Source organism: Pedobacter sp. Leaf250 (genome assembly GCF_920984735.1).
Taxonomy (GTDB): Bacteria; Bacteroidota; Bacteroidia; order Sphingobacteriales; family Sphingobacteriaceae; genus Pedobacter.
The window spans coordinates 157,346-174,039 of record NZ_CAKLBU010000006.1 but is presented as its reverse complement, the minus strand read 5'-3'; the positions used below and the strand labels follow the sequence as shown (position 1 = coordinate 174,039).

Annotated in this window: 22 protein-coding genes and 1 pseudogene; 20 read left to right on the top strand and 3 right to left on the bottom strand. The window is 39.0% G+C overall.

Going from position 1 to position 16,694, the window contains the following annotated elements:
• Nucleotides 1-143: 143 nt before the first annotated feature.
• Nucleotides 144-1,010, bottom strand: coding sequence for an AraC family transcriptional regulator (locus LUA91_RS07175; RefSeq protein ID WP_231425347.1), 867 nt, complete (start codon nucleotides 1,008-1,010; stop codon nucleotides 144-146).
• A 124-nt stretch (nucleotides 1,011-1,134) separates the two neighbouring features.
• Here LUA91_RS07175 and LUA91_RS07170 point away from each other — a divergent pair, with 124 nt between their 5' ends.
• The 12 genes from LUA91_RS07170 (at nucleotide 1,135) to LUA91_RS07120 (ending at nucleotide 9,064) form a co-directional block, all read left to right on the top strand.
• On the top strand, nucleotides 1,135-2,649 hold the full coding sequence (locus LUA91_RS07170) for a glucoamylase family protein (protein WP_231425346.1): 1,515 nt from the start codon (nucleotides 1,135-1,137) through the stop codon (nucleotides 2,647-2,649).
• 38 nt (nucleotides 2,650-2,687) lie between these two features.
• Complete coding sequence (locus LUA91_RS07165; protein ID WP_231425345.1) at nucleotides 2,688-2,963, top strand: hypothetical protein; 276 nt, start codon at nucleotides 2,688-2,690, stop codon at nucleotides 2,961-2,963.
• Entirely contained in the window at nucleotides 2,960-3,586 is a 627-nt protein-coding gene (locus tag LUA91_RS07160) for a Crp/Fnr family transcriptional regulator (RefSeq protein ID WP_231425344.1), read from the top strand. Before LUA91_RS07165 ends, LUA91_RS07160 begins: the two co-directional genes overlap by 4 nt.
• 1,223 nt (nucleotides 3,587-4,809) lie before the next feature.
• Complete coding sequence (locus tag LUA91_RS07155) at nucleotides 4,810-5,070, top strand: hypothetical protein (protein WP_231425343.1); 261 nt, start codon at nucleotides 4,810-4,812, stop codon at nucleotides 5,068-5,070.
• Nucleotides 5,067-5,600, top strand: a complete 534-nt coding sequence (locus LUA91_RS07150; RefSeq protein WP_231425342.1) for a PRTRC system protein E — start codon at nucleotides 5,067-5,069, stop codon at nucleotides 5,598-5,600. Before LUA91_RS07155 ends, LUA91_RS07150 begins: the two co-directional genes overlap by 4 nt.
• Nucleotides 5,570-5,752, top strand: a complete 183-nt coding sequence (locus LUA91_RS07145) for a PRTRC system protein C (RefSeq protein ID WP_255717760.1) — start codon at nucleotides 5,570-5,572, stop codon at nucleotides 5,750-5,752. The genes LUA91_RS07150 and LUA91_RS07145 overlap by 31 nt, the downstream gene beginning before the upstream one ends.
• Complete coding sequence (locus LUA91_RS20660) at nucleotides 5,749-5,835, top strand: PRTRC system protein C (RefSeq protein WP_316797373.1); 87 nt, start codon at nucleotides 5,749-5,751, stop codon at nucleotides 5,833-5,835. Before LUA91_RS07145 ends, LUA91_RS20660 begins: the two co-directional genes overlap by 4 nt.
• Before the next feature lie 49 nt (nucleotides 5,836-5,884).
• On the top strand, nucleotides 5,885-6,997 hold the full coding sequence (locus tag LUA91_RS07140; RefSeq protein ID WP_231425341.1) for a hypothetical protein: 1,113 nt from the start codon (nucleotides 5,885-5,887) through the stop codon (nucleotides 6,995-6,997).
• Nucleotides 6,981-7,691, top strand: coding sequence for a prokaryotic E2 ligase family D protein (locus LUA91_RS07135; RefSeq protein WP_231425340.1), 711 nt, complete (start codon nucleotides 6,981-6,983; stop codon nucleotides 7,689-7,691). Before LUA91_RS07140 ends, LUA91_RS07135 begins: the two co-directional genes overlap by 17 nt.
• The gene (locus LUA91_RS07130) at nucleotides 7,688-7,945 is read left to right on the top strand and encodes a ThiF family adenylyltransferase (RefSeq protein WP_231425339.1); all 258 of its coding nucleotides are present in this window, start codon (nucleotides 7,688-7,690) and stop codon (nucleotides 7,943-7,945) included. The genes LUA91_RS07135 and LUA91_RS07130 overlap by 4 nt, the downstream gene beginning before the upstream one ends.
• Nucleotides 7,946-7,985: 40 nt before the next feature.
• A complete protein-coding gene (locus tag LUA91_RS07125) occupies nucleotides 7,986-8,360 on the top strand; it encodes a hypothetical protein (protein WP_231425338.1) in 375 nt (124 codons plus the stop codon).
• 482 nt (nucleotides 8,361-8,842) lie between these two features.
• Nucleotides 8,843-9,064 (top strand): helix-turn-helix domain-containing protein, encoded by a 222-nt coding sequence (locus LUA91_RS07120; RefSeq protein WP_316797350.1) that lies wholly within the window; start codon nucleotides 8,843-8,845, stop codon nucleotides 9,062-9,064.
• A gap of 127 nt (nucleotides 9,065-9,191) precedes the next feature.
• Here the strand turns inward: LUA91_RS07120 and LUA91_RS07115 are convergent, their stop codons facing one another.
• A complete protein-coding gene (locus LUA91_RS07115; RefSeq protein ID WP_231425337.1) occupies nucleotides 9,192-10,076 on the bottom strand; it encodes an alpha/beta fold hydrolase in 885 nt (294 codons plus the stop codon).
• A 112-nt stretch (nucleotides 10,077-10,188) separates the two neighbouring features.
• Between LUA91_RS07115 and LUA91_RS20735 the strand changes: the two genes are divergently transcribed.
• The 6 genes and pseudogenes from LUA91_RS20735 (at nucleotide 10,189) to LUA91_RS07095 (ending at nucleotide 14,179) form a co-directional block, all read left to right on the top strand.
• Nucleotides 10,189-10,416, top strand: a complete 228-nt coding sequence (locus tag LUA91_RS20735) for a MerR family transcriptional regulator (protein WP_370633608.1) — start codon at nucleotides 10,189-10,191, stop codon at nucleotides 10,414-10,416.
• Nucleotides 10,388-10,567, top strand: a complete 180-nt coding sequence (locus LUA91_RS20730) for a hypothetical protein (protein WP_370633611.1) — start codon at nucleotides 10,388-10,390, stop codon at nucleotides 10,565-10,567. The genes LUA91_RS20735 and LUA91_RS20730 overlap by 29 nt, the downstream gene beginning before the upstream one ends.
• Entirely contained in the window at nucleotides 10,564-11,151 is a 588-nt protein-coding gene (locus tag LUA91_RS07110; RefSeq protein ID WP_231425336.1) for a DUF4468 domain-containing protein, read from the top strand. The genes LUA91_RS20730 and LUA91_RS07110 overlap by 4 nt, the downstream gene beginning before the upstream one ends.
• A gap of 102 nt (nucleotides 11,152-11,253) precedes the next feature.
• Nucleotides 11,254-11,988 (top strand): hypothetical protein, encoded by a 735-nt coding sequence (locus tag LUA91_RS07105; protein WP_231425335.1) that lies wholly within the window; start codon nucleotides 11,254-11,256, stop codon nucleotides 11,986-11,988.
• A 719-nt stretch (nucleotides 11,989-12,707) separates the two neighbouring features.
• Nucleotides 12,708-13,064, top strand: a pseudogene (locus LUA91_RS07100) (Arm DNA-binding domain-containing protein); the annotation flags it as partial.
• 482 nt (nucleotides 13,065-13,546) lie between these two features.
• Nucleotides 13,547-14,179, top strand: coding sequence for a TetR/AcrR family transcriptional regulator (locus LUA91_RS07095; protein ID WP_231425333.1), 633 nt, complete (start codon nucleotides 13,547-13,549; stop codon nucleotides 14,177-14,179).
• 120 nt (nucleotides 14,180-14,299) lie between these two features.
• On the opposite strand, the gene LUA91_RS07090 is transcribed toward LUA91_RS07095, so the two are convergent.
• Nucleotides 14,300-15,157 (bottom strand): AraC family transcriptional regulator, encoded by an 858-nt coding sequence (locus tag LUA91_RS07090; protein WP_231425332.1) that lies wholly within the window; start codon nucleotides 15,155-15,157, stop codon nucleotides 14,300-14,302.
• Nucleotides 15,158-15,351: 194 nt separating this feature from the next.
• Between LUA91_RS07090 and hxlB the strand changes: the two genes are divergently transcribed.
• Nucleotides 15,352-15,957: a 6-phospho-3-hexuloisomerase gene (gene hxlB / locus LUA91_RS07085; RefSeq protein WP_231425331.1), complete on the top strand. Its 606-nt coding sequence runs from the start codon at nucleotides 15,352-15,354 to the stop codon at nucleotides 15,955-15,957.
• Nucleotides 15,958-15,993: 36 nt separating this feature from the next.
• Complete coding sequence (hxlA, locus tag LUA91_RS07080; RefSeq protein ID WP_231425330.1) at nucleotides 15,994-16,626, top strand: 3-hexulose-6-phosphate synthase; 633 nt, start codon at nucleotides 15,994-15,996, stop codon at nucleotides 16,624-16,626.
• Nucleotides 16,627-16,694 lie beyond the last annotated feature (68 nt).

Sequence of the window (16,694 nt, the reverse complement as noted above, 5' to 3'; positions counted from 1 at the left end):
ATTTCAATCCGACAACTGATTTCATTCTGCAAAGACGTTAGTCCAAGAATTTTTGAAAGCTGCTGATTGAAGGACAGCTAGATGTTTTAATTAGAATAGCAGATTATAGATCTGATATAGGATCTATAAAATTGAAGTTCTGATTAAGATACCTGAAATTGCTTACGAAAGGTAAGCGGGTTATAACCATACATGGTTTTGAATTGTCTGTTAAAGTTTGATAAGCTGTTGAACCCGGAATCTAGCCAGATTTCAGTGATACTCATTGTGGTTTCCATGAGCAATTTTGAAACATGGTTTAGTCTGACCTCGTTGACAAATGCGGTGAAAGGTTTTCGGGTGCGGTTGCTAAAATATCTGGAAAATGAAGTGGTCGACATTCCTGTTGATTTTGCTAAGGCAGGAACTGATATCTCGTTTCTGAAGTTCTCCAGAACAAAATTTATGATGTGGTTCATGCGATGGGACTCTTTTTGGTTTTGTCCAACCAGAGCCTGGCTGCAGATGTAATCCTGACTCGGGATTCTGGATATTAAATCTAAAATTTCAACAAGTTTAAGCCATTTGCCGAGCCCGTTCATGTGGATTAACTCATGGAGAATGATACTCACCTTTTGCTTTTCAATTCCCCTTACATTAATTCCCCTTACTGAATTTTTTAGCAAGGTCTGTATCCTGTATGTTTCAGGGAGTGATAAAAAACCTTCCCCAAAGGAGGAATCGCGAAAATGTACGACAATTGAGCTCGCCCTCAATGCTTTGTTTGATTGATGATAGATCTCATCATTTTGATAAGTATGTGGCAGATAAGGACCTAGCAATGCCAGATCTCCAGGTTCAAACCGACTGATTTGATTTCCAATTACACGCTTGCCTGTACTTTCGGTAACCAGTACAATTTCATATTCTGGATGGAAATGCCATGGGGTCGGAAAATAGTCATATTCAAATTTCCGGCTTACAAAGGATGCGTTGGGTTCTGATGGGAGATATTCTAATGCAGGTTTCATTGTCGGGACAGTACGCTAAGGAATCTTTATTTCATATTATGATATAAAAGTACCAGTTTTTATCATAATAAATGTAGTCGAATCTCTAATCTTTTTTGATATTACCCACACCAAATATATTCACATGTTCAGCTTAAAAGAAGTCCAGGATAATTACCTTCGACTCCCGTGCTTACCTGCAATCCCAGAGAATACTTTTACTGCCGATTTTAAAGTTCGCGTTATATGCAAACAATTTATTTTCTTCCTGATAGGCATGCTTATCGCAGGCAAGCCTTTTGCACAAAGCAGTAAATCAAATCCGCAAGGTGAGTTTATTCCGGTAGTGGGAATTATAAAAAATATCAGCGACGCTGCTTTGCTTGATATCGTTCAGCGGCAGACTTTCCGGTATTTCTGGCATTTTTCTCACCCGGTAAGCGGTATGGCCAGAGAAAGAGACAATACCGTTCGGGCTGAGTCTTACTGGGATTATATTAATGAGGCGAATGATGTTCCCAATTTAAGTAAGGGAACTTTTGGTCCGGAAGCCTGTGCGGTAGGCGGTACCGGAATGGGAATAATGGGCACTGTTGTGGCCGTTGAACGCAAATGGATTTCCCGTGATGCAGCGTTGAAAAGATTGATTAAGATTGTAGACTTCCTGGTCAAGGCTGATTGTTATCATGGTATCTATCCACATTTCCTAAACGGCGCAACAGGAAAAACAATACCCTTTGACCGTATTGACGACGGGGCAGATATCGTGGAAACCTCCTACTTGATGATGGGTTTACTTACCGCCAAAGCCTATTTTAATGGGGAAACGATTCAGGAACGGTATTTCCGCAAAAGGGTTGACCAAATGTGGGCAGCAGCAGATTGGAATTGGCATACAAAAGGGGAGGACAAAAACTTATACTGGCACTGGAGCGTAAATAACGATTTCAACATGAATTTTCCTGTGCTGGGTTATAGTGAGGCGCTTATTACTTACATTATTTCTGCTTCATCTCCCAATCATGGAATATCAAAGGCGGTGTATGAAAATGGATGGGTGGGAAGTAAAGACTGGAAAAATGGCAAAAAATATTATGGTTACAAATTACCTCTCGACGGATATGATAAAGGCGGGCCTCTTTTTTTTGAACAATATACTTACCTTGGGATCAATCCATTTGGGCTGAAAGATGATCATGGTATTGATTATGGAGAACAGACCACCAACCATACGCTCATCAACCGTGCTTACTGTATCGAAAATCCGAAAGGATATAAAGGGTATGGGGAAAATTGCTGGGGCCTAACTGCCGGAGATAGTTTTAAGGGTTATGTTGCTCATTGTCCCAGCGATGACCGCGGAGTGATCCAACCAACAGCGGCGCTGTCCTCATTTCCATATACGCCAAAATATTCCATGCAGGCACTTAAACATTTTTATTATGATCTGGGACCTAAACTATGGGGACCATATGGATTTGCTGATGGATTCAGTGAACAGCACAACTGGTTTGCGAAAACCCATTTAGCCATCGATCAGGGGCCAATTGTAGTGATGATAGAAAATTATCGTACAGGATTGCTTTGGAAACTGTTTATGGGAATTCCTGATATTAAAAATGGCTTGGCTAAGTTGGGTTTTAAATCTGAGGGACCATAGATTCATAGTAACAGAAAGTTTAATTAAAAGATTAGAATATGCTTCGTCTAGGCAAAATCACTAATATAGATAGAACCACTGGGATAGGAACGATCACGGACATCAACGAACAGGAGATCGAATTTTCTTACCGCAATGTAGATCTGGAGCTCAAGCTAAACCAGCAAATCTGGTTTAATATCGAGATGAGCAGCACTGGGCTTATCGTCAGCAAAATTACTTTACTGTTTATTACCATCCCCAAAGAAAATGAAAACCACAACTTATTTATTTACAATAACTTTATTAGCCATAACGGCCGTTTTACATTATGATAATTAGTGCTCAATCGAAAAAGACTGATGAAATCAACATTTCGAAGATTGATTTTTTTCTTCGTTTTATATCTTCCATTTGCGAAATTCCTCCTGCCATGAGCAATAAAATTATTGCAAAATGTCGTGTGCAGGAATTAAAAAAAGGGGATCTTCTGAACGCTGATGTATTGGAATTAAATGTTGTTTTTATCAGCCTGGGGGTAATCAGGGGATTTACAATGGCAGCCGGTAAGGATATTACCCTGATGATTAGCCAGGAGACCCAACTGATCGGTGCTTCAAGTCTGGATGTTTTTTCGCGCAACGATTACGCATTGTGTTATCAGGCAATGGAAGATTGCTGCCTGGTGCTATTGCCGATTAAACTTTTGAATCAGCTTAGAGATCAATACAAACAGATGGATGCCATTAATGACAGATTCATCTGGCGATATCATGCACAGGCTACGGAACGAAACCTACTCAGCAGACTCCCAACCGCGATGTTGCGGTTTTCAAGGTTAATGTTTGCTGATCCAGGGCTTTTTGATAGGGTTCAGGATAAATATTTATCTTCCTATTTGGTGATGAGGCACGAAACTTTAAGTCGCCTAAGGCGTCTTAAAAAAAAGGCATCATAATTATTGATAATGTTTTTATATGTGCAACATCATTTTTAAGACTCTCACATTTTTTGTGAGGTTAACTTTTCGAGGATGAGCTTACTAAAATAATATTAAAGCGAAATGTAACTATAAAGAAAAATGTGAATTTGTATATAAAAATATTGGTTTAATTGTTTTGCATTACTGCCTAGCAGAAGATTAAGCGCCTAAATTAATATAAAAACAGCAGGTTTGAAATGCCCTTGGTTACTATTGTGCATGTTGAATCTAATACTTTGCAAAATACATTTTTACAACGCTCGGCAAACTCCTTTGATGGCGGGCATGCAAGGAATTAAAAAGACAACTAGAGATTTTTAATCTCCATTATCAGGCATTTATGAAAAACTATCAAAATTAAATACTCTGAAAATGTTTTTATTTATTATTATGCAGGTTGCAATACTCTCGACACCATCACCACATCAGACTAGCTTTTGATCAACTCAATGTCGTGATATTTTATTTTTTATTTAGTTGGCTTTTGACATTTGTTGTAAAGATAGATTTGTTTCTCATCTTCCTACCCTACAAAAGCTCTTGAAAAATAAAAGTTGAGTATTGAGATCACCATCGGAAACTAAACATTAATTCGAACAATGTTTTCCGTTTGATGTAGCTCAATAATCAAATGTTGGAAAAGCATTTCTCTCTGATTTGCTTTCTCACTTTATATTCATATTAAAATCATCTTTTTATTCTCAACAATCAGTATTTTTCCGTTCTCCAACTCAAGCCAACCATAATCAAAACAAAATCTGTAGATGCCTTTTGATGTGTTGAGGACTCTGGTGGTAAATTCAAAGTTGAATCCGCTATCCCGAAGAAGAAAATTAGTGACAATGATTGAATTGTCCTTTTCCTCATAGAGCGCTTTGAGTATTTTGTGATTATTTTGTAGGATCTCAACGATTTTACTGTAGAACATTGGTGCATTCCATCTTTCCTCTTTTAGCTGATCACGTCTAGCACGATTACGGCATTGATCACTGCAAAAGATTTTATCGCTTCTTCCCTGGAATGAATTGCCGCAGTATTGATAACTGCAGAGCCGCCGGGTTTCTCTGAGTTGTTGCATCTCGAATAAATAATAGGGTTTTCTATATCCGTTTTTTATCCGATCTGATCGGATAGATTAATAAACAACCGATTAGCCAGAATTCAAATCCACAATTTTGTGTATACCAATATTGTTAGATATGAAAAACCCTAATCTTACTTCTGAAAACTTCTCTTTAGCAAACCGCAATTACTTCATTGATTTCAAGCGGGCGATTAACGATAGCAACTATATCTGTATCACCCGAAGTGATAAACTGCAAACCGGAGGTTACCACAGGTGGTATGCGGTGCGCATCAGACACGCGGAGCATATCATCAGAAGTATTATTGTAAATAATGGATATGAAGTTCGAATTTCTAGACGCAGGGGAACTTATTTAATTAAACAAAGATCATGAGGACTAATTTTTTTCAAGCCTTAAAGCGTCTGCAAAGTGTTGGCGCATGGGTAATTAACGTTGATTTTTCCGCAGGGCATGGACTTATTGTTTCGGTGCTTTTGAAATCACAGGATGGGGAGAATCAGAATTCCCAATTGCCGCCAATGGTTTTTAAAGGAACAGCGCAGGAGATTGACGAGGGAATCCTAGAGGGATTGACGAAGCCCGTTGAACAAACCAAAATGCTCTTTGCGAATATTTCTGCCTATAACAAGGGGCTTGAAGAAGCCAAGGCAAAACTAGTGCCGAAACACAAAGCCGAAAAGCAAGCTGTGAATACAGAAAAGCAAAAGCCTGCCGAATCAATTTCCGATAAGCCAAAGTTCGAGGACATCATCAAAGACATCAATGCGCTAAATGCAGCCTGTAAATATGCAGAAGCTGTGTCCATGGTTCCAATTGTAGAAGATTATCCCGATAAAAAATCAGAGATCGGAAAGCTGAAAGCTGATCTGGAATGGAGAATGAAACAGTTAACCTTATTGTAAAGATAAAGATTTTAATCGTGTTGACAACTAGTATTTTACCACGGGTGTTTGTTTTTACCGATAAGAACAATGAGGTCAGACTTTCTGACCCCTCCAACAAAATGACTCCCGAAGAAGTCATGAACTTTTATTCGGGAACTTACTCTGTCTGACTACCACCAAAATAGAAGGCCCCGAGATCACAGGGGATGAAATTGAATATAGATTTATAACCACTCTTGGAACAAAGGGATAATCATGAAAGGAAAAGCAAAATGCATCAGAATCAAAGCCTACAGCAAAACGTGGCAACTGCACCAAAAATTGGGACAGTTCGCCCAATCCTTAAACAGAAGAGCCAATCTTTCGGTATTAAGAAGCGACGAGCAGAAAAGTGCGCCCCCGTCGTTAGTGGAAATGGTTTTTTAAGCCACTCATTTTCTCCATTACTCAATGGTTATGCTCAGGAACTCAACGCAGCCAGTAGGGTAGCGGGAAGTATATTTTCCGCTGCCCGAAACCTCTGTGATCTCTACGGGATAAAACTGTTTGATGATGAGCGTCTGATCTATCCACAAAATGTGTCAAGGTTAGTTGAGGATTTCAAACAACAAATCGCTGCTATAGATAAGGATGCAAACGTGCTTGTCATTTCATGCGAAGACAGGCTTCCAACGCTGGCCGTTACAAAAGTCTTTGATACCAAAACCACGCTTTACTATCTGCCCGTAGAACCGCTGCATCTTTTGATGCAGCAGGAGGAGCGAAAGCCAACAGCGCAGCTTTTGCTCTCGGTGCTGTGCTATTTTTATCAGGTTGGCGGTATTCCATATTTTGGAGAAAAAAGCAGTTACCTGTACTATGTCTATGAGATGATCTATGATTGGTATAGCGATGAAGAAATTTGTGAAGACCCAAAAGAGCATCAGTATATAATTGATCATATTCGATTGGTAGAAAGCGAATCAAGCAATTTACTTAAATCTTTAAGCGATAAAGATCAGCTGGTTTTATTGAATGATTGGCTAAGCCAATTTAGCCCGAAAACAAAAGCCGATGAAAATCTGAAAGCTATCGCTATTCGTTTGAGCGCATTGATGGAGCAGTTCCCCTTTCGCTCTATCATGGACAGCATTGCCGATGACCTTAACGGCATTGACGCGGAAGGCAGGATCAACGCTAACCATTACCTTTCCTTCATTTGGAGCGGAGAGGACTGTTTATACGATCAGTTAATAGAAACGGTGAACTGCGAATTGCAGGAATATAATGAGATCGATGAGCCGATAAGTATTCAGCTATTTGATAAACCGCAAAACCAAATCTCGCATGACCTAAGCTTTGAGCAGGAGTTTTTTGATCTGCTCAACGAATTATCTGATAACCTTTATGACTTTGCACATGAAAAACATCACTGATTTATTTTTACAAAGCTATACGCCATTTAAGGCTTTGCTGTTTTACCAAAACGAAAAGGATGACCTATATGTGGAATCCTATAATATGGATTCATTGGGCAAACCGATCAACGCACACCCTTTGACGCAGAGGGAAAGTAAGGCGCTTTCCGAGTCCATGCAATCCAAGCAGGAAAATTCGAGTGGATTTCTTTGTACGGCGGGGCTGCTTTCTGATCGGGTTTTGTATGTGGACAGGAGCGGAGAGGGTTATGCCATTTGGTATACCCCCGAAATGAGAAGGCATCTGCTCTTCAAAAGTGATCTCGGCATTTCTAATGGGGAAGCTTACTTGCCGCCATTGCTTTGGAAAGCATCAAAAAACGGTTTGTCCCTATGGGCTTTGGTAGATAATGATCGACCCAATTTAGAATCCAAGCTTTATCAAGCACCGTTTTTTAACCTGTATGCTAATGGCAGGGTTTGTATGGGAAATGTCCATATCAAATTTTCATTGAACATTGATCTTGATGAATTTATACTGCAATGGGAGAAGTTTTACTTTGGGTCGGCATTCAGTCATTTATTGCAAAGCATGTCGCCCGTGAAAGGCAACATTGTTCTGCTTTGGCAACAGCAGATCGGCACAGAAAATCCCTTTCCACAAAGGCAGTTAAAAAGGTTTCCAAATTTATTAAAGGATATTATCAGATGAATACATCAAATAGAAGGGTGCACATCGTTTACCCATACTTAATCAATCCAACCAATCCGGTTTCTGTGAATCTGATCGGGGCTGGAGGAACAGGCAGCCAAATGCTAACCGCACTCGCCCATATCAATCAAGCTTTGGTTGCAATTGGTCACGCAGGATTACAAGTCAATGTTTTTGATAATGATATTGTGCAACAGGCTAACTTAGCCAGGCAATTGTATATTTTTTGGTGCAAATTGGAAAGCAGTTCCTGAAAGATTTGAGCAGAACAATGGTAAGCCTTGCGAAAATCGGATGGCTAATATAACGGTTTCCTGTGTGGATACAGTTAAATCCCGAATCAACATTGAAGCATTGCTTTGTTCTGCAGAACGCAAAAGCGCACAGCGGGACAGCAATTTATACCTACTTGATTTTGGGAATAGCAAAGAAACAGGACAGGTCCTGCTTTCAACCATCGGCGAGATAGCGCAACCTGAATCCAAAAAATTCAATACCGTTGCGGTGCTGCCCTCATGGCTTAAGGAATATCCGCCATTATTGGATGAATCGCTGGATAACGATGACACACAGAATTGTTCTTTAGCTGAGGCGTTGGAAAAACAAGACCTTTTTATTAACTCCGCACTAGTCAATTTTGGGGCATCTTTACTATGGAAAATGTTTTAAGAAGGAATAATTATGAGTAGAGGATTTTTTATGAATCTTTCTGATTACAGAACGCAACCAATTACAATTTAACTGCGTGAAAAAATACAGCCTTTCGATCCACGACCCGGTTATTTATGATAGGCGGATAAGCGGTTTAAAAGCGATCATAAAAAGCTGTTTAAATTTGTAATTGATTTTTTTGTTTATTTTAAGTCATTAAAGTATTGATAATAAAATGTATATGATGTTGTTTATTTGAATTATGAAATTCATAATTTTTTTGAGTCAACTAACAATTACAACTAAATTCACTAATGACAGGTTGTCAGTACTGTTTATGAAAGGGATCATAGTTGGTTCAAAAAAAGTCTAAATTAGTTTAATTGAGTTCAAAAATTTTCTGGTTAATCTGTGACACTTAATTTCATATTCAATATTTAAAGATTAAAATATGGAAATCTCAGAGTTAGTGACCAAGGCAGATATTGAACAATTAAAAAATGATATTTTCGAAGAGTTTCGAAGAGTTTCGAAGGTTTAGAATGTTTGGAACAAAAAGGCCAGTCCACAAGGAATGGTTAAAAAGTTATGAGGTCTGCCAAATACTTTCCATTTCAAAAGGTACCCTGAGTAATTATAGACGAAACGGTACTCTTAAATATTCAAGGATTGGCGGGTTGATGTTTTATAAATATGAGGATATAGAAAAATTAATCCTTTAACAAATTAAGATGATAAGGCTTGATATTTGTGTTTGGAATATGTGGTATTGAGATTTAATTATGCGCGAAGTTGCTATCTTAGGCTTGAACCAAAGACCTGAGAAATTTCTTTTCCATCCATGCTGCTTTAACATAAAAAGTCAATTAGCTCCAAGGCACATTCCGCTGGCTTTTCCGGTAATAAAAAGTGTCCACAGTCTTTCATATTAATGAGTTTAACGTTATGGACGGCTCCTGTTAAGCCTTGTTTCAATACCTCATATCCGCTGCCACCAATCGCCAAAACTGGGAGTTTTAATTCATCATAGTGCTTAAAATCTTCGATATCTTTAGCAAAGGCCTGATACCAGCCATTTGAAGCACGGATTGCCTCGGCATTATTATAATGATGAGCATAAACCGCAAGGTCAAATTCCGTTACTGTATCTTTTTGAACGAGAAGTTTTTCAAACATCCAATCAATGAGCAAATGCATCCTGCCTTCCATCAGTTGTTCTGGTAACTGTTTTATCTGATTGAGAGCCAGCCAAAAGGGGTATACATAATCTGCTCCCGGTATAGGCAGCATCGGCAGGCGGTACATCCCTTCTTCTGGATGTGGGGTGTCCAGCAGGATAAGCTTTTCGGCAGCCTGCGAAAAATTTGCGGCAAAACTATAGGCCACATGTGCACCTATATCTTGCCCGGCAATATAGATTTTCCCCAGATCAAGCAATTGAACCAATTCAAAAATGTCCTTTGCCATATTTTGCTTATCATAGCCGTCAGCGGGTTTTTCCGAATCACCCATTCCCCTCATCTCCACGACATACACTTTGAAATGAGCAGATAGCAAAGGCATGATTTGATGACAGCTCCACCATGTTTCGGGGTAGCCTGGAATTAGTATCAGGGGCTGACCCGCTCCACCAGTAACATAGTGTAACCTCGTGTTATTTACCTCAACATTATGGCTGAAAAATCCTGGTAATAATTTGAATAATTCAGGAGTAGTATAGGGATTTGACATCATAAAAATGCTTTTTTATTTTATAGCTTTATATTCAAATGCGAACTTAGATACTAAATTTGTACTTCACAAGTATGCAGTATACTTCATAGTTTAACTTTATTTTTCCACACCCATGAAGCTTATTCATCAGTTATCCAAAGAAACAGGCATTCCCATTCCCACATTGAGGTTTTCTGAAAAAAGCGGACTGATACAAGGAAGGTGCAAAACCGACGTTAGTACCAATAACTACCAATTTTATGATCAGGAAGCGATTGACAAACTGAACTTTATACAACTGGGCCAAGGCGGTTGGTTTTACCCTCAGCGAGATCAAAGACGTTGTCGATCTCTGGTATAAAAAGAAGATCACCCAACAAACGCAAATCGAAGTGCTGGATAGAAGGCTCGCTCAAATCGACGGAAAAATGATGGAGTTGGAAAGTATGAAAAAACAAATCAAAAAGTGTAAGGAAAACATTGTTAATAAACTATCTTTCAACCCGCGATGAAAAACATAAAAGTTAAGCTGATTTACCTATACAGTGCACTGCTATTCTTGAGCATACAATTTGCCGCTGCCCAGAGTTACGATTACAAACAGGATTTACCGGACAAAAATGATAAACTGGTCTATGAAAAAATTGTTGAGGGGTTGGACGTCAAAAAGCCACTGTTATATGCTAGCGCTAAAAAGTGGATGGCCGATAAACTTAAGAATACCGGTCCTGTACTGCAGACAGAAGACCTGACGACTGGGCAACTGATTGGCAAAGCCTATCTGGACATCGAAAAAAGGTCATCACTTGTGGGCAGTCTGGAGGGATACCCGATTTACAAGTTCAGTGTTCAACTCGATGTCAGGGACGGGAAATACCGGATTCGCATCTATGATATACTTATTAATATCCAGCCTAAAATGGGAGAGGAAGTGACTGTTAGCCTGGATTCCCTTTTATTCCAGTCGCCATCTGTTACTGGAAAAACCCGAATTGAAAAGGCAAAGGCCACCTCTTCAGATCTGAATAACCTTTTTCGTGGAATACTCAATTCTTTTAATGACATTATAAAGGAATCGAAACGTGATGACTTTTAGTGCAAATTGATAACCTATTGCGAAATAATATCGTGAATACAACCCGTTTAACCTGTAACAAAAGTTATCGTCCGGTATCAAATAGGTAATAACTGATCAAACATGAAATTTTATCACCTTTTTTTCGTACTGCTTTTAAACTTAACTGCTTTAAACAGTTTTTGCCAGCAGACCATCGTTCCTGGGAAAAAAGTTGCTAAACAAAAATGGATCCGTGACCAGGACTATAAGATGAAGTGGATCATGTTACGCGATACTGCTAGAGTCGAAGTCGGCACTGTCCATACGAAAGTTAAAGTTTCCAAAAAGACTATTCTAGTCATTACTGCCGTGAACTTAAAGGGAACAACCTCTAGTTGGATAGATTCCACCATAGTGAATAAAACTGACTTTTCACCAATTTATCACTCCTCTTCTAATGGGCAAAGGGACATGATGCTCCGTTTTGGAGCAAACATCACCGGTTATTACCTGGATAAAACATCTGGACAGCGTACCCAGATTGCGCAGCAGGTCGACAAGGGCTATTTTGATAGCAATTTTTATCCCATGCTGCTTGCTTGGCTCCCAATCGACACCTCATTGAAAGCAGATATCAATATCTTTGATTATAACCCTAACGGAAAAACAGGTCTGTTGAAAGCACGCGTGATCAAGGTTTCCCCAGGCATCTTTCCGGGTAAAAAGCTGGGCGAGCGGTCGGTGTGGATTATCGAGGCAACAGATGATATCGCTGGAGCTACAAGCCACTACTATTTTGATAAACTGACCAGACAACTATTTAAACAGGAAATCACCGCTGGCAATCGAAGAATGGAAATGAATCTCATTGAATAATTGAGACATATGAATTTTCTAATTGAAATAATTAATTACCATATTGGATCGGGTGCATTTCTCTTAGGTTTCAATTATTATAATTTATCAAGACTAGCAGTTTAATTTTAAATGAAACGCTCAAGTCAAAACCAAGCTTTTTACGTTCCTATTTAGTTAAAAACTTTGCAGTCTGATTGAAATACATTTTGATAACAGCAGTTTAATTGCTATTTTTAATACAATAAAAAACAGTTTTTCATTTTGTAAATCGCGAAATTTTAAAGTGAAATTTTAGTTAAAAACCGGACTAAAAATAAAAGTAACCAATTAGTCACCACAACATTATATGAGGTTATATGTATTTGAAAATCTGACAGTTATAATCTATAATATCATCCGGCCATTCCGACACTTGTAGATACAAATCGTATCAAAAACCCTCTAAATGGTTCATTTAGGGGTTTCGTTTTTTTATTGGTATCAGTTTAGGTAAAAGAATATCAGACTTTTTTTTACCAAATCCAATACCAGACTTTTCTCAGTATTATTGTTTTCTCAACAAAATCGAATTTTTTTTTGATAGATTTTTTTAACAAACTTACCAAGTTTATATATCCATTTTTTATCTGCTTTTGGTATTGGATTTGGTAAAAAAAATAGGGGGAAATTTGATAAAATCAAAGCACAGTTTTAGTGTTAATTTCTAAGTTAGAAGTGATAGGAGGGCCTTTGGAACTGCTCTATTGTATGTAAGAATCACTGTCGATGGAAAGATGATTTATTTCGCAACCAAAAAGTCTGTAGATTCATTACAATGGAACCAAAAAGCTCAGAAATTAAAGGAAAATTCACCAGAGAATAATTCTGTACGTGACAGAATGCGACAAATTCTTAATGATATTAATATCGCCTACGATGAATTACGTTTTCAGAAAGAATTGGTAACAGCAGAAAAAATTAAAATCAAGGTGGAAGGCGAAGATCAGGGAAAGTCATTGAGAGACTTAATCAAATATCATTTTGATCAACCAGGTAAATTACTTGCTGCTCTTTACCTTATCCTTTGGATTTTATCTCAGCGCTCAATGACTTGAACCGTAAATAGACCGGAAGAAAAGCTAAAATAATCGTGACAACGGGAAGAAACAATGCTACGTTAGCTTTTTTGTAATAAAAATAAATGGCAGCAGCGAGTATACATGGCCAAAGGATAGAGATACCAATAAGTATGCCTTTGAAAAAATCTTTTTGTTTGATCAGGCTTTTTAGGTCTTGTGCAGCGGATGGGTTATTCGTTGTCATGTTTTATGGATGTTTTACTTTTATATTAATTTTAATTTCAACTACGTTCAGTTTGGTAAGCTAAGACAAAACTAACAAAAAATTATTTATATCACAATAATGTGATATAAATAATCAATATATTTTACTGGCTTAGAGCTTAGTTATTCAATTAACTGAATGGTAGATTTCAGTAGTTATGTTTGCTGTATAAAATGAGGACTTCGCTTGTTTCTATAGAGGAATCTTTGACTTGGACACAAAAAATTGCAAATTGCACCAAAGTATAATTTAGATGACGAGAAAAATTACAGATGGTCCGGTTAGGAACAAGGAGCGCACGAAGGAAAACCTGATCACTGCTTTGAGAAAAATCCTTAAAAAGGATGGCTTTTCAGGGCTGAACATCAGCAGGGTTGCTCAGGTAGCGAAGGTAGATAGGAGGCTGATTTATGATTATTTTGGAAGCCTTGAGGGGCTGGTTAAGGAATATCTTAACACCAATGACTACTGGAAGATCAGTTCAGAGGAGATCGGAGAAATTGTGCAAAACAATAAAGCGGATGCCGGGAAGACGCTTGCCTATAATGTATTGGAGAATCAATTTGACAGTCTGATCAAGAATGAGGAGATGCGCCGGATCATTACCTGGGGGCTTAGTGAAAAATTGCCGATTTTGAAAGCGCTTGATTTGAAACGAGAGGACATCGGTAATCAGGTGCTGAGTGGGGTCTTTGATGGGCACTTTGAAAGTAGTAGTAAAAACTTCAGGGCAATGTATGCTTTATTGATGGGAGGAGTATATTACCTTACCCTTCATGCCAAAATGCAGGAAAATCCTTTTTGTGGGATAGACTTGCAAGAGTCCTCTGGTCAGGAGGAGATTAAGAAGGCACTCAGGCAGTTTATTGATCTGGCCTATTCTTAATCAGTTTATCTGAGCGCTACAGTTCAGATTACAAGTCAGCGTAAACATTGACTTTGCATAGTTCAAATAAAATCATTGAACCAGCTCAATAGTAAATGTTAATCGCTCCGCGAATCACCCTTAAACGAGCGTATTCAAATTTGATTCAATATGCGCTCTTGCCATTTTTTGGAATTCCTCTGGCGTCTGACCAGTCTGTTTTTTAAAGAACCTGCTGAAGTATGGACGATCGCTAAATCCCAGGTCAAAGGCAATTTCCTTGATCGTCACCTCGCTATGGATAATCTTTCTCTTCGCCTCCAGGATAATCCGGTCATGGATAATCTGTGTACCCGTCTTGTCCAGTTTTTCCTTTAAAATCTGGTTGAGCCTTTTCGAGCTGATGCCTAGTTTTCCCGCATAAAAATCAATATTGGTAACCGTATGGAAGTTGCTTTCCAACAACATCAAAAACTCATAAACCCGCTTTTGGTGAATGTCATGACCGGTAAATTCCAACTCCTTAACTGAAATCAGCTTTAACAGCAGCACCTTGAGCAAGGCTTTCATCATCTCAAAGTTGTTCTCCTTTTGATACTCACTCTCCATGATGGTGTATATATTGCCAAGTTCTTTCGCGGCATGCTCATCCAGCCTTAGGCATGAAAATTCGCCCTGAACATTGAAGATCCTGAAAAGATCAAGCAGAAAATCCTTGTCTTCTTCCTCCAGCATCGAGCGCTTGAAAGAAATGAGCTCACCATTTTTTCCTGCTTTGTTGAGCTGATGCACCCGGTACGGTGGAATCAGATATACCCAGTCCCCTTTGATCCGGTATGCGGGGTCCGAGATTCCATGAAGCGGGTCTTCGTTTTTCAACCATACAATCTCGAAGAAATCCTTTCTCCCCGGATCATTTAGGTAGCTCGGCGGACAGTTGTTCAAGTTGCGGATGTAAAGCACCGCCTTTTCCAGTCCAAGGGTTGTTTCAGTATTCATCCTACAAAGATATAGGCTCAGTTTAATTCTGATTGGACTTATGGATAATTATGGTGGACAATTCGGAAATCTTAATTTTTAGCACCTTAATTATGACTTTTTGCTTATATAATTTCCAGATAGTCCCACTAAATAGGCTGTTAGTGTAAAGCCTATGAATATTAGCTAAGCTACCTTTGGCCAAGAATAATATTATGAAAACAGCGGTAAACGAAATAGAACATCTGGATTTTCAACAATTAAACTGGGAGTTGCAATTGAACCTCGATCTGGTACTGGAGGAGAATCTGAAGCTCGCAAGGAAAATTGATACTGAAAATCTAATTCCCCTGATTAACGCCATCCAGCATTCGAAAAGGATATTTTTAGTTGCAGCCGGTCGATCAGGACTTGCACTTCGCGGAGCGGCAATGCGGTTGATGCATCTTGGCCTAACCGTTTATTTTGTTGGTGACACCACTACGCCGGCCATTAAAAAAGATGAGCTGCTTATTGTCGCTTCAGGATCTGGAACCACCGCCTCGATGGTAAGGGCTGCAGAAAAAGCAGGCTCTATAGGCGCAAAAGTAGTCGCTTTGACCACTGCGCCAGAATCGGAACTCGCCAAACTGGCTTTCCATACCGTGATTATCCCCGCCGCGGGAAAACAGGATTTTGAGGGTGGCAAATCTAAACAGTATGCAGGCAGTTTGTTTGAACAGTTTTTGTTCCTTTTAATGGACGTCGTATTTCAGTCGCTTTGGAAAATAGACGGAACACCGGCAGAAGTACTTTGGGAGCGGCACGCAAATCTTGAATAATAATAAAGTAAATACAAATTATAAATAAATACAATCATGGCAAAATTACAAGTAGCAATAGATTTATTAACAACTGAAGAAGCGTTGGCATTGGCAGCAAAAGTTGCTCCCTATGTAGATATTATTGAATTGGGAACCCCATTGATCAAAAACATGGGATCAACAGTAATTACCGCAATGAAAAATGCACATCCAGATAAACTTGTTTTCGCTGATCTAAAAACTGCTGATGCAGGTGAATTGGAAGCAGATATCGCGTTCAAAGCAGGAGCAGATTTAGTAACGGTAATGGGTGCAGCTGGAAACGCAACAATTATTGGCGCAGTTAAAGCAGCTAAAGCGCATGGAAAAGGTGTTGTTGTGGACACTATTGGTTATCCTGACCGTGTAAAAAGAGCAAGAGAGGTTACTGAACTTGGTGTTGAGTTTGTAGAACTTCATGCAGGACTGGATGAGCAATGGACAGCTGGTTATTCCATTCAGGTATTGATTGATGAGGCAGCCAGAGCTGGTGTACCGGTTTCAATCGCTGGTGGAGTAAATATCGAAAACGTAGCCGCAGTAATTAAAGCTGGAGCTCAAGTAGCGGTAGCTGGAGCAGCAATATATGGTGCTGAAGATCCAGCAGCAGCAGCAAAAGCACTTCGTGAGGCAATCGATGCCGCATAAGGTTACATAAGCAATTAAAGAGCTCTCCGGAGCTCTTTTTTTTGCCAGAACATTTATAATTCCGCAGT

What these genes read in the sequence shown, in the direction of transcription:
- LUA91_RS07090 (WP_231425332.1), bottom strand. Translation starts at nt 15,157, where the DNA reads ATGAATACTGAAACAACCCTTGGACTGGAAAAGGCGGTGCTTTACATC.
- LUA91_RS07125 (WP_231425338.1), top strand. Translation starts at nt 7,986, where the DNA reads ATGGCTAATATAACGGTTTCCTGTGTGGATACAGTTAAATCCCGAATC.
- LUA91_RS07115 (WP_231425337.1), bottom strand. Translation starts at nt 10,076, where the DNA reads ATGATGTCAAATCCCTATACTACTCCTGAATTATTCAAATTATTACCA.
- LUA91_RS07135 (WP_231425340.1), top strand. Translation starts at nt 6,981, where the DNA reads ATGAAAAACATCACTGATTTATTTTTACAAAGCTATACGCCATTTAAG.
- LUA91_RS20735 (WP_370633608.1), top strand. Translation starts at nt 10,189, where the DNA reads ATGAAGCTTATTCATCAGTTATCCAAAGAAACAGGCATTCCCATTCCC.
- LUA91_RS07095 (WP_231425333.1), top strand. Translation starts at nt 13,547, where the DNA reads ATGACGAGAAAAATTACAGATGGTCCGGTTAGGAACAAGGAGCGCACG.
- LUA91_RS07120 (WP_316797350.1), top strand. Translation starts at nt 8,843, where the DNA reads ATGATATTTTCGAAGAGTTTCGAAGAGTTTCGAAGGTTTAGAATGTTT.
- LUA91_RS07165 (WP_231425345.1), top strand. Translation starts at nt 2,688, where the DNA reads ATGCTTCGTCTAGGCAAAATCACTAATATAGATAGAACCACTGGGATA.
- LUA91_RS07170 (WP_231425346.1), top strand. Translation starts at nt 1,135, where the DNA reads ATGTTCAGCTTAAAAGAAGTCCAGGATAATTACCTTCGACTCCCGTGC.
- hxlB (WP_231425331.1), top strand. Translation starts at nt 15,352, where the DNA reads ATGAAAACAGCGGTAAACGAAATAGAACATCTGGATTTTCAACAATTA.
- LUA91_RS07110 (WP_231425336.1), top strand. Translation starts at nt 10,564, where the DNA reads ATGAAAAACATAAAAGTTAAGCTGATTTACCTATACAGTGCACTGCTA.
- LUA91_RS07175 (WP_231425347.1), bottom strand. Translation starts at nt 1,010, where the DNA reads ATGAAACCTGCATTAGAATATCTCCCATCAGAACCCAACGCATCCTTT.
- LUA91_RS07145 (WP_255717760.1), top strand. Translation starts at nt 5,570, where the DNA reads ATGGAGAATGAAACAGTTAACCTTATTGTAAAGATAAAGATTTTAATC.
- hxlA (WP_231425330.1), top strand. Translation starts at nt 15,994, where the DNA reads ATGGCAAAATTACAAGTAGCAATAGATTTATTAACAACTGAAGAAGCG.
- LUA91_RS07155 (WP_231425343.1), top strand. Translation starts at nt 4,810, where the DNA reads ATGAAAAACCCTAATCTTACTTCTGAAAACTTCTCTTTAGCAAACCGC.
- LUA91_RS07160 (WP_231425344.1), top strand. Translation starts at nt 2,960, where the DNA reads ATGATAATTAGTGCTCAATCGAAAAAGACTGATGAAATCAACATTTCG.
- LUA91_RS07130 (WP_231425339.1), top strand. Translation starts at nt 7,688, where the DNA reads ATGAATACATCAAATAGAAGGGTGCACATCGTTTACCCATACTTAATC.
- LUA91_RS07150 (WP_231425342.1), top strand. Translation starts at nt 5,067, where the DNA reads ATGAGGACTAATTTTTTTCAAGCCTTAAAGCGTCTGCAAAGTGTTGGC.
- LUA91_RS07105 (WP_231425335.1), top strand. Translation starts at nt 11,254, where the DNA reads ATGAAATTTTATCACCTTTTTTTCGTACTGCTTTTAAACTTAACTGCT.